Origin of the sequence: Pseudomonas sp. FP215, from assembly GCF_030687795.1 — a bacterium.
In the GTDB taxonomy this organism is placed as follows: domain Bacteria; phylum Pseudomonadota; class Gammaproteobacteria; order Pseudomonadales; family Pseudomonadaceae; genus Aquipseudomonas; species Aquipseudomonas salmasensis.
Map to the genome: position 1 here is coordinate 4,911,626 of NZ_CP117447.1, position 11,244 is coordinate 4,922,869.

General features: G+C 60.8%; 12 protein-coding genes. 4 read left to right on the forward strand and 8 right to left on the reverse strand.

All coding sequences use genetic code 11. The annotated features are described in order from the left end of the window. Positions 1-48: 48 nt before the first annotated feature. From PSH76_RS22240 to cmoB, 4 genes are read left to right on the forward strand one after another with little or no spacing between them, the layout of a single operon-like run. Positions 49-438, forward strand: coding sequence for a protease inhibitor I42 family protein (locus PSH76_RS22240; protein ID WP_305492928.1), 390 nt, complete (start codon positions 49-51; stop codon positions 436-438). A gap of 1 nt (position 439) precedes the next feature. Then, positions 440-1,096: a lysoplasmalogenase gene (locus PSH76_RS22245; protein ID WP_032893400.1), complete on the forward strand. Its 657-nt coding sequence runs from the start codon at positions 440-442 to the stop codon at positions 1,094-1,096. A gap of 36 nt (positions 1,097-1,132) precedes the next feature. Beyond that, complete coding sequence (cmoA, locus tag PSH76_RS22250) at positions 1,133-1,876, forward strand: carboxy-S-adenosyl-L-methionine synthase CmoA (RefSeq protein ID WP_014717080.1); 744 nt, start codon at positions 1,133-1,135, stop codon at positions 1,874-1,876. Further along, entirely contained in the window at positions 1,873-2,829 is a 957-nt protein-coding gene (gene cmoB / locus PSH76_RS22255; protein ID WP_305492929.1) for a tRNA 5-methoxyuridine(34)/uridine 5-oxyacetic acid(34) synthase CmoB, read from the forward strand. Before cmoA ends, cmoB begins: the two co-directional genes overlap by 4 nt. Before the next feature lie 138 nt (positions 2,830-2,967). Here the strand turns inward: cmoB and tadA are convergent, their stop codons facing one another. From tadA to lepA, 8 genes are all read right to left on the reverse strand, one after another. After that, complete coding sequence (gene tadA, locus PSH76_RS22260) at positions 2,968-3,468, reverse strand: tRNA adenosine(34) deaminase TadA (protein ID WP_098949478.1); 501 nt, start codon at positions 3,466-3,468, stop codon at positions 2,968-2,970. After that, positions 3,468-4,850 (reverse strand): multicopper oxidase family protein, encoded by a 1,383-nt coding sequence (locus PSH76_RS22265; RefSeq protein ID WP_278916786.1) that lies wholly within the window; start codon positions 4,848-4,850, stop codon positions 3,468-3,470. The genes tadA and PSH76_RS22265 overlap by 1 nt, the downstream gene beginning before the upstream one ends. A gap of 224 nt (positions 4,851-5,074) precedes the next feature. Continuing rightward, positions 5,075-5,818, reverse strand: a complete 744-nt coding sequence (pdxJ, locus tag PSH76_RS22270; protein WP_305492930.1) for a pyridoxine 5'-phosphate synthase — start codon at positions 5,816-5,818, stop codon at positions 5,075-5,077. 51 nt (positions 5,819-5,869) lie between these two features. Continuing rightward, positions 5,870-6,559 (reverse strand): DNA repair protein RecO, encoded by a 690-nt coding sequence (gene recO / locus PSH76_RS22275; protein WP_305492931.1) that lies wholly within the window; start codon positions 6,557-6,559, stop codon positions 5,870-5,872. A 167-nt stretch (positions 6,560-6,726) separates the two neighbouring features. Next, positions 6,727-7,629: a GTPase Era gene (gene era, locus PSH76_RS22280; RefSeq protein WP_028618988.1), complete on the reverse strand. Its 903-nt coding sequence runs from the start codon at positions 7,627-7,629 to the stop codon at positions 6,727-6,729. Beyond that, entirely contained in the window at positions 7,622-8,311 is a 690-nt protein-coding gene (gene rnc, locus PSH76_RS22285; protein WP_003188856.1) for a ribonuclease III, read from the reverse strand. Before rnc ends, era begins: the two co-directional genes overlap by 8 nt. Before the next feature lie 144 nt (positions 8,312-8,455). After that, a complete protein-coding gene (gene lepB / locus PSH76_RS22290; RefSeq protein WP_003188855.1) occupies positions 8,456-9,310 on the reverse strand; it encodes a signal peptidase I in 855 nt (284 codons plus the stop codon). Positions 9,311-9,315: 5 nt separating this feature from the next. Then, positions 9,316-11,115, reverse strand: a complete 1,800-nt coding sequence (lepA, locus tag PSH76_RS22295; protein WP_029297480.1) for a translation elongation factor 4 — start codon at positions 11,113-11,115, stop codon at positions 9,316-9,318. Positions 11,116-11,244 lie beyond the last annotated feature (129 nt).

An 11,244-nucleotide genomic window follows, 5' to 3' on the forward strand; every position in this document is an offset into this window, starting at 1 on the left:
CTCATCTTCGGTTATGCTCCCCCTTCGTCGTGTATTAACGGAGCCTTCATGACCGCTGCCCGCCTGTTTCTCCCCTTGAGCCTTGCCCTGCTGGCCGGATGCGCCAGTGCCCCCAAGCAAAACGTCAGCGTGGACAACCAGAGCGCCTGCCCGCTCCAGCTTGAAAACGGGCAAAACCTGATCCTCACTCTGCCCAGCAACCCCACCACCGGTTACCGCTGGGCCATCCAGGACTCCGCGGGCGGCGTGTTGCGCGCCTTGAGCCCCGAGGTCTACAGCAGCACCGAATCCGGCGTGATCGGCGGTGGCGGCCAGTCCACCTGGCGCTTCCAGGCGTTTGCCAAAGGGCAAGGGCGTTTGCGCCTGACGTCCCAGCAACCTTGGGAGCCGGAGGTCGAACCTGTCGAAACGTTTGACTGCGCCATTACGGTGAACTGATATGCCCTGGCTGATCCTTGCCTTGATGGGCGCCGGCACCTTTGTCTATGGCTTGGCGACCCATGCGACGCTGCTGTGCCTGCTGGTCAAGCCACTGCCGGTGCTGGCGCTGCTGGGTTGGCTGCATGACGCGCCGCCCACCGAGTATCGACGCTGGATCAGCCTGGGGTTGATTTTCTCCCTGGTGGGCGACGTGTTGCTCGCCTGGCCGGGCGACTTGTTTATCTTTGGCCTGGGCGCGTTTCTGTTCGCGCATCTGGCCTATCTCAAAGCCTATTTCAGTGACTGTCGGCGCTTAGCCTTGCTGCCACTGGTGCTGGCCCTCGGCGTTGGCGCAATCTTGCTGAGCATCCTGATCGCCCACGGCCTCGGAGAATTGCTGATACCGGTGGTGGTTTACGCGCTGGTGATCAGCGCCATGCTCTGGCGTGCGTTGGCGCGACTGGGCAGCCAGGTGCCCAAACGTTCGGCGTGGCTGGCGGCGGCGGGTGCGGTGTCGTTTGTGGTTTCCGACGCGCTGATCGGCATCAACCGGTTCGTGCTGGCGTTCGAGGCAGCGCCCTATTTACTGATCGCCACCTACTGGCTCGGGCAGTGGGGCATCACCGCCTCGGCTTTCCATCAGACAACCCGCGCATCCGAGGAGCAACTTGGCTAAAATGCCGGCCTTTCCCCCATCGTCGCCGGAACAGCCGTGAGCAAAGAACCCGATCGCCTATTCGCCCAGCCCCTGCCCCAGGTGCCGGACTTCGCCTTTAACGAGGATGTGGTGCGGGTGTTCCCGGACATGATCAAGCGCTCGGTGCCGGGTTACCCCACCATCGTCGAAAACCTCGGCGTGCTGGCCGCGCAATTTGCCCAGCCGGGTAGCGTGCTGTATGACCTGGGTTCTTCCCTGGGCGCCGTGACCCAAGCCCTGCGTCGCCATGTACGCACCGAGGGTTGCCGGGTAATCGCTGTGGATAACTCGGCCGCGATGGTCGAGCGCTGCCGCGAATACCTCAATGGCCAGGACTCGATGTTCCAGGAGTTGCTGCCCGTGGAGGTGATCGAGGGCGATATCCTCGCCCTGCAATTCAAGCCTGCCTCGGTGGTGGCGCTGAACTTCACCCTGCAATTTATCGCCCCCCAGGAGCGCCTGGCGTTGCTGGGGCGCATTCGCCAGGCGCTGCTGCCGGGCGGGGCGTTGATCCTGTCGGAAAAGCTGCGCTTTAACGATGTTGAAGAGCACGCACTGCTGACCGACCTGCATATCGCCTTCAAGCGCGCCAACGGCTACAGCGAACTGGAAATCGCCCAGAAACGCAGCGCCATCGAAAACGTCATGAAGCCCGACAGCCTCGAAGAACACCGCGAACGCCTGCTGGCGGCCGGGTTCTCGAAAGTCGTGCCGTGGTTCCAGTGTCTTAACTTTGCCTCGTTGATTGCCTTGCCATGATTGATTTGTCCCCCCTCGCCCGCCACCTGGTCGGCACTCCCCTGGCCGTGTGGGCCCAGGGCCTGCAAGCGCAGCTCGATAGCAAGATGGAAAAAGGCCATGGCGACCTGGAGCGCTGGCAGAGTGCGTTGGACGCACTGCCGAAGATCCAGCCCAACAGCGTAGATTTGCTCAACGGCCTAGTGCTGGATACCGATTGCGACGACGCCACCCGTGAGCAAATGCACACCGCCTTGATGGGCCTGAGCCCGTGGCGCAAAGGCCCGTTCCATCTGTTCGGCGTGCATGTGGACACCGAGTGGCGTTCGGACTGGAAGTGGTCGCGGGTCGCGCCGCACCTGAACCTCAAAGGCAAGCGCATCCTCGATGTGGGCTGCGGCAACGGCTACTACATGTGGCGCATGCTCGGCGCCGGGGCCGACAGCGTGATTGGCGTGGACCCCAACTGGCTGTTCTTCTGCCAGTTCCAGGCGGTGCAGCGTTACCTGTCCGAGCCCAAGGCCTGGCACTTGCCGTTCCCGTTCGAAGACTTGCCGGCGAACCTGGAAGGCTTTGACACGGTATTTTCCATGGGCGTGTTCTACCACCGCCGCTCGCCCATCGAGCATTTGCTGGCGTTGAAGGACACCCTGGTCAAGGGCGGCGAGCTGGTGTTGGAAACATTGGTGGTGGAAGGCGATCAGCAACAAGTACTGGTGCCGGAAGACCGTTACGCGCAGATGCGCAACGTGTGGTTCCTGCCGTCGGTGCCGGCGTTGATGCTATGGCTGCGCCGCGCCGGTTTCAGTGATGTGCGTTGTGTGGATGTGAGCGTGACCACGGTTGAGGAACAGCGTGGAACAGAGTGGATGAAGTACCAGTCGCTCAGTGACTTCCTCGACCCCGAAGATCACAGCAAGACCATCGAAGGGCTGCCGGCGCCGATGCGGGCAGTGATCATCGCTCGCAAATAACCCGCCGATCTTCTTGAATAAAGGGAGATCAAACTGTGGGAGCGGGCTTGCTCGCGAATGCGGTGTGTCAGTCAAAGATAATGTGACTGAAACACCGCATTCGCGAGCAAGCCCGCTCCCACATGGGTTTTTTCAGCGTTAGTTAGATTGTGGCTTGGCTCGGCGGGCTTTGAAGAACTCGCTGAGGACAGCCCCACACTCCTCGGCCAACACCCCACCTTCAAACAACACCCGATGGTTAAGAAAACCCTGGGTAAAAAACTGCCCCTGGCTCTGCACGATTCCCGCCTTCGGCTCCAACGCGCCATACACCACCCGCGCCACCCGCGAATGCACGATCAGCCCCGCACACATGCTGCACGGTTCCAGCGTCACGTACAGCGTGCTGCCCACCAGCCGATAGTTGCTGATCGCTTGCGCAGCGGCGCGGATCGCGACCATTTCGGCATGGGCGCTAGGGTCGTTGCCGCTGATGGGGCAGTTGAAGCCGCGGCCGATGATTTCACCGTCCTGCACCAGCACGGCGCCCACCGGCACCTCGCCCAAGGCCGCGCCTTGGGCGGCGAGCGCCAGGGCTTCGCGCATAAAGTCCTGGTCGCGGCTGCGGTCGATAATCGTGGCGGGGCGAATCTGGCGCATCACGCCACCTCGATGGCGGCCATCAGGCCGGTTTCCATGTGGTCGATCACATGGCAATGGAACATCCACACCCCAGGGTTATCCGCCACCAAGGCCACACGGGCGCGTTCGTTCTTGCCCAGCAGGTAGGTGTCGGTGAAATACGGGATCACCTTGTGGCGGTTGGATGCGAGCACCTTGAAGCTCATGCCGTGCAGGTGGATCGGGTGCTGGTACTGGGTCATGTTCTTCAATTCGAAAATATAGCTCTTGCCCTTTTCCAGCTTGGCAATCGGGCGGTCGGCGCAGGTCTTGTCGGTGATGTCCCAGGCCTGGCCGTTGATCTGCCACAGGCTCGGCGGCTTGCCGTTCTCGACATTGACCGACACCGAGCCGACCCATTCGAAATTGAAGTTGAGTTTCTCGGCATTGGCCAGGTCTGGCTCGGCAACCGGGTTGGCCGGCAATGCCGGCGGCCACACGGTAGGCGCGTCGGTATTGGCGACCGAGCGGAAGGTGCCAAGACGCACCGGGCCGTTGCGCAGCGACAGTTCTTCGCCCGCCGGCGGTGCCTTGATCGCCAGGCAAATGCGCATGCCCGGGCCCAACCAGTATTCCTTGCCCAGCGGGCGCGGCTCGATGGGGTTGCCGTCCAGAGCATAGATCTGCGCTTCGACGCCAGGGATATTGAGGCGATAGGTCAGGGTGTTGTCGAGATTGAGCAGGCGCACGCGGGTGATTTGCCCGGCAGGCAGATCGATGACCGCCTGGGGCACGCCGTTGATGGTCGACAGACGCCCAGCCGTGCCGCCACGCGCTGCCTCACGGGGGATGCTGAACTCGACGAACGCACCCTCCTCATCGATGTGCCAGTTCTTCAGGCTCAAGGTGCGTTCGTACTTGAAGCCGGTGGGTTCGCGCTCTTCCACGATCAACGGGCCGACCAGGCCACGGCCGAGTTCTTCGCTGCTGCTGACATGGGGGTGGTACCAGTAACTGCCGGCGTCGGGCACGCGGAATTTGTAGTCGAAGTATTCGCCAGGCAGCACGGGTAATTGCGAGACGTAGGGCACGCCGTCCATTTCCAACGGCAGACGGATGCCGTGCCAGTGGATGGTGGTGGCAACCGGCAGATGGTTGATAAAGCGCACCCGCAGCCATTCGCCTTGGCGCACCCGCAACTCGGTGCCCGGCGCCGAAGGACCGAACGCCCAGGCCTGAGTCTTGTGACCCGGCACCAACTCTACGTCCAGGGGCGCGGCGATCAGCTCGTAATCGTGCCCTGCCTCGGACTCAGCGACTTTCCCCAGCCAGTAGCGGTAGCCACCGCCGGCACCGACGCCTACTACGGCCAGGCCAGCAAGACCACCCAGGATTTGTCGACGGGAAAAGGATCGGGACACAACAACCTCGCGTATCTGCCGCAGGCCAAGGGCCCGCAAAGGGCAGATACGATACACCTGCGGGGCCTAAACAGTAAGGGTTCGCATTGCCGCATGCCAAAAACACAACGGCTCATCCTGTGGGAGCTGGCTTGCCTGCGATTGCGGTGGGCCTGCTACGAATGCGTCAACTGACACTCCGCTATCGCAGGCAAGCCAGCTCCCACATTGATCTTCATTGGTGATTAATGCTTGGCAGCGGCCAGGATCAGGGCTTTCATCTCGGCCACCGCGCCTTTGAAACCAACGAACAGCGCGTGGGCCACCAGGGCATGGCCGATGTTCAGCTCGTTGATGCCTTTGATTGCGGCTACGGCTTCGACGTTGTGATAGTGCAGGCCATGGCCGGCGTTGACGATCAAGCCTTCGTTGAGGCCGCAGTTCACGCCGTCGATGATGCGTTGCAGTTCGTCGGCCACTTCGGTCGGCGTGGTCGCATCGGCATAACGGCCAGTGTGCAGCTCGATCGCAGGGGCGCCGACACGGCGGGAAGCTTCGATCTGGCGTTCGTCGGCGTCGATAAACAGCGAGACTTCACTGCCGATCCGCGACAGGCGTTCCACCGCCGCCTTGATCCGCGCTTCCTGGCCAGCGACGTCGAGGCCGCCTTCGGTGGTCAGTTCCTGGCGGGTTTCCGGTACCAGGCAGATATGCGCCGGGCGGATGCGCTCGGCGAACGCCATCATTTCTTCGGTGACGCCCATTTCGAAGTTCATGCGGGTTTGCAGCACGTCCTTGAGCAGCAGCACGTCACGCTCCTGGATGTGGCGGCGGTCTACACGCAGGTGCACGGTGATGCCGTCGGCGCCCGCTTCTTCGGCGTCCAGCGCGGCCTTGACCGGGTCAGGGTAACGGGTGCCCCGGGCCTGGCGCAGGGTGGCGACGTGGTCGATGTTGACGCCAAGAAGAATGCGATTGCTGGTGGTCACGGAAGCGCTCCTGAAAAGGGAAAGAATCGGTGCACAGCATACACGGGGATGTCAGGGCTTTCGAAACAACTCGCGACTGACCAGTGGCCGCCCGCCCAGATGCACGGCCAAGGCCTGGCGCATCAGGCGCTTGGCCGCAGACAGCGCGCCGGGAGCGTGCCAGTCGGCTTCGCTCATGGCCAACAGTTCGGTGCCCTGGAACAGGCCGGGCTGCAGCAGGTACACACGCTCAAGCCCCGCATCGACTTGCAGGCGATACATGCCATCGGCGGCGATGGGCTCGCCGTGCAAGTCGTTGGCCAGTTCGAAGCCGTAGCCAAGGTCGTCGAGCAAACGCCATTCGAAAGCGCGCAGCAACGGCTCCAACGGACGGCCTTCAGCGAGGGCCAGCAAGGTGGCAGCGTAGTGATCGAAAACTGCCGGGTGCGGGTCTTCGGCGGGCAACAGGCGAATCAGCAGCTCATTGAGATAAAGGCCGCTGAACAGCGCATCGCCGTTAAGCCAGGCCGAGGTGCCAACGCTTTCCAGGCGCCCGACGTTTTTCAGCTCGCCCTTGCCGCGAAACTCCACGTCCAGCGCCACGAACGGCCGCGCCAAGGTGCCAGCCTTACCGCGCGCGCTGCGCAAGACTGCACGCAGGCGGCCTTGGGGCGTGAGGAAGTCCACCAGCGCGCTGGTTTCGCGGTAGGCGCGGCTGTGCAGGACGTAGGCGAGTTGGCTGGGGGCTTGAGTTGAGGACATAGGCTCTCGCTGCTGGAATGCGATTGTGACAACAACATAAACCTAATGTGGGAGCGGGCTTGCTCGCGAAAGCGGTGGGTCAGCCAATACATGTACCGACTGAAGAACCGTCTTCGCGAGCAAGCCCGCTCCCACATTTTTCGTCCTGCTGTGTGACTGGAGGCCGATTACAGGTCGCCGTAGCCCAGGGAGCGCAACGCACGCTCATCATCGGACCAGCCACCCTTCACCTTCACCCACAGGTTGAGCATGATCTTGGAGTCGAACAGCAACTCCATGTCCTTGCGCGCTTCGGTGCCGATGCGCTTGATGCGCTCACCCTTGTCGCCAATGATGATCTTCTTCTGGCCGTCACGTTCGACGAGGATCAGCGCATGAATGTGCAAGGTCTTGCCCTGCTGCTTGAACTCTTCGATTTCAACGGTGATCTGGTACGGCAGTTCGGCGCCCATCTGGCGCATGATTTTCTCGCGCACTAGTTCGGCGGCGAGGAAGCGGCTGCTGCGGTCGGTGATCTGGTCTTCCGGGAAGAAATGCTCGTTCTCCGGCAGGTGCTCGGCGATCACGCGCTCCAGGGCTTCGAGGTTGTGGCCGTGCTGGGCCGAGATCGGGATGATCTGGGCGTTCGGCAGTTGTTCCTGCAGCCAGCTCAGGTGCGGCATCAGCTCGGCTTTGTCTTCGATACGGTCGGTCTTGTTCAACGCGACGATCAACGGGCCGGTCACGTACTGCACACGCTCGAGAACCATCTGGTCTTCGTCGGTCCACTTGGTGCGGTCGACCACGAAGATCACCACGTCGACGTCTTTCAACGCCGCCGAGGCGGTCTTGTTCATGTAGCGGTTCAGGGCTTTCTCGCCGCCTTTGTGCATGCCAGGGGTATCGACATACACCGCTTGCACGTTGCCTTCGGTCTTGATGCCCAGCATGTTGTGGCGGGTGGTCTGGGGCTTGCGCGAGGTGATCGCAAGCTTCTGGCCGAGGATGTGGTTGAGCAGCGTGGACTTGCCCACGTTCGGGCGGCCGACGATGGCAACATAGCCACAGCGTGTTGCGGTTGAATCAGTCATGGCCATTCTCCACGCCCAGGGCAATCAGTGCTGCAGCGGCCGCTACCTGTTCGGCAATACGACGGCTCACACCCTGACCTCGGCTTTTTTCGTTCAATAAGGTGATTTCACATTCCACGAAGAACACCCGGCAATGGGGCTCTCCCTGGATATCCACCACTTCGTAGCGTGGCAGTTCGCAACCGCGCGACTGCAGGTATTCTTGCAGGCGGGTCTTGGGATCCTTGTTGGTATCGACCAGCGTCAAGCTTTCGATTTCCGAGGCCAGCCAGGCGACAACGCGCTCTTTGGCTGTCTCCATGCCTGCATCAAGGTAGATCGCACCGATCAAGGCTTCAAGGGCATCAGCCAGGATTGACTCGCGACGGAAACCGCCGCTTTTCAACTCGCCGGAACCCAGCCGCAGGTACTCGCCCAGGCCGAAGCCTCGGGCCAGCACGGCCAGGGTCTCGCCTTTTACAAGGCGTGCGCGCAGGCGCGAAAGCTGGCCTTCTCGCGCTTGGGGGAAGCGCTCGAACAGCGCCTCGCCGGCGGCGAAATTGAGGATAGCGTCACCGAGAAATTCCAGGCGCTCGTTATTACGCCCTGCAAAGCTGCGGTGTGTGAGGGCAAGGACCATCAATTCCTGGTCCTTGAAGGTGTAGCCGAGCTGACGCTCGAGACGACTTAGAGAAACGGTCACGGTTTATCCATATCTAGTTGATGGCACCGGCGGCCATCGACGATTGACGCAGTGTTCAAATTCAAATCCTGATGGGTACCGGGCATCGGAAAATGTCCAAGCCCCAGAAAAGCATTCGGCGCTGTGTTCACAGCGCCGCTTGTATTACTTGATCAGCCCGACCCGCGAGAAGTTCGGCAGGTGGCTGAGCTTGGGTTCCGGCCAACTCATCCAGACCGCGAAGGCTTTGCCGACAATGTTCTCGTCGGGCACCATGCCCAGCAGGTCCTTGGGAATGTTGGGGTCATCCCAATAGCGGCTGTCGTTGGAGTTGTCGCGGTTGTCGCCCATCATGAAGTAGTGCCCGGCAGGCACTTTCCACTGGCCATCCGGCATCGCACGGTAGCGGCTCATTTCCTTGCGGATCTGGTGCTCCACCGCGCCGAGTTTTTCCTGGTACAGCTCGGCGCTGCCCAAGGTGTTCGGCTCGGCGCCCAACAGTTTCTCGGCCACCGACTCACCGTTGATGAACAGGCGCTTGTCGCTGGTGTAGCGCACCACGTCGCCCGGCAGGCCGACCACACGCTTGATGTAGTTGACGTTCGGGTCGCTTGGGTAGCGGAACACCATCACATCGCCGCGCTGCGGGTCACCCACGGGGATGACTTTCTTGTCGATCACCGGCAGGCGAATGCCGTAGGAAAACTTGTTCACCAGGATGAAGTCGCCCACGTCCAGGGTCGGTTTCATCGACCCCGAAGGGATCTGGAACGGCTCTACCAGAAACGAGCGCAGCACCAGCACGATGAACAACACCGGGAAGAACGACTTGCCGTACTCAACCAGCAAGGGCTCTTTGTTCAGCTTCTCGACCACCACCGCATCGGGCTGGCTGACGCTGCCCTGATAGGAAGCGATGGCCGCCCGACGACGCGGGGCGAAGAACACCAGATCGAGCAACGCCAGGAGACCACAGACGGCAACGGCAATGACCAGCAACAGCGGGAAATTTAGTGACATAGGACCTAACTATCCAACCTGAGCACCGCAAGGAAGGCTTCTTGTGGAATTTCCACGTTGCCTACTTGCTTCATGCGTTTTTTACCGGCCTTTTGCTTCTCAAGCAGCTTGCGCTTACGGCTTACGTCACCGCCGTAGCATTTGGCCAGTACGTTCTTTCTGAGAGCCTTGACGGAAGTCCGTGCAATGATCTGCCCGCCAATGGCGGCCTGGATCGCGACGTCGAACATCTGGCGCGGAATCAGTTCTTTCATCTTCTCGGTCAGTTGGCGACCTTTGTAGTGCGCGTTGTCCTTGTGCACGATCAGTGCCAAGGCATCTACCTTGTCGCCGTTGATCAGCACGTCCAGTTTCACCAGATTAGCCGATTGGTAACGATCGAAATGGTAGTCCAGCGAAGCATAGCCGCGACTGGTGGACTTGAGACGGTCGAAGAAGTCCAGGACCACTTCGTTCATCGGCAAATCGTAGGTCACTTGCACCTGGGTACCGAGGAACAGCATGTCGTGCTGTACGCCACGCTTTTCGATACACAAGGTAATCACGTTGCCCAGGTGTTCCTGCGGCACAAGGATATTGGCGCGCACGATGGGCTCGCGCATGTCTTCAATGGAAGACAGGTCTGGGAGCTTGGACGGGTTGTCGACGTAAATCGTTTCACCGGTTTTCAGCGCCAGCTCAAAAATAACGGTCGGTGCAGTGGTGATCAGGTCCAGGTCGTATTCGCGCTCAAGGCGCTCCTGGATGATTTCCATGTGCAGCATGCCCAGGAACCCGCAGCGGAAGCCGAAGCCCAGGGCGTCGGAGCTTTCCGGGGTGTACTGCAACGACGAGTCGTTGAGGGTCAGTTTTTGCAGGGCTTCGCGGAAATCTTCGAAGTCATCGGAGCTGACCGGGAACAGACCGGCATAGACCTGAGGCTGGATGCGCTTGAAACCCGGCAGCACATCGACGTCAGGGGTGGAGCTCAAGGTCAGGGTGTCACCGACCGGCGCACCATGGATGTCCTTGATACCGGCGATGATGAAGCCTACTTCACCGGCTTTCAGGTCAACGGTGGCGGTGTGTTTCGGGTTGAATACACCGACGCTGTCCACCAGGTGGATCTTGCCGGTGGACTTGACCAAAATCTTGTCGCCCTTCTTCACCCGGCCATGGCGCACACGTACCAGGGAGACAACGCCCAGGTAGTTGTCGAACCAGGAGTCGATGATCAACGCTTGCAGCGGATCTTCGATGTTGCCGGTGGGGGCCGGAATGGTCTTGACCAGGCGCTCGAGCACTTCGTCGACGCCCAGGCCGGTCTTGGCGCTGCACTCGACGGCGTCGGTGGCGTCAATACCGATGATTTTTTCGATTTCTTCCTTCACCCGGTCCGGATCGGCTTGTGGCAAGTCGATTTTGTTCAGCACCGGCATCACTTCCAGGCCTTGCTCGATGGCGGTGTAGCAGTTGGCCACGGACTGGGCTTCAACGCCCTGGCCTGCGTCCACTACCAGCAACGCGCCTTCGCAGGCCGCCAGCGAACGGCTGACTTCGTAGGTGAAGTCAACGTGGCCCGGGGTGTCAATGAAGTTCAGCTGGTACTTGATACCGTCTTTGGCGGTGTAATACAGAGTAACGCTGTGGGCCTTGATGGTGATCCCGCGCTCGCGTTCGAGGTCCATGGAATCCAGTACCTGGGCTTCCATTTCACGCTCGGCAAGGCCACCGCACATCTGGATAAATCGATCGGCCAGCGTCGACTTGCCATGGTCAATGTGGGCGATGATGGAGAAATTGCGGATATGACTCAAATCACTCACGGATCAACACTCAAAAAGGCTGCAGGCAGATTGCCCGCTGAAAAATAGCCGGGAATTGTACCTGATGCTCAGGCCAGACGTCATCTTTGCTGACCAATACAAAAAAGCCCCGTTTCCACGGGGCTTGTT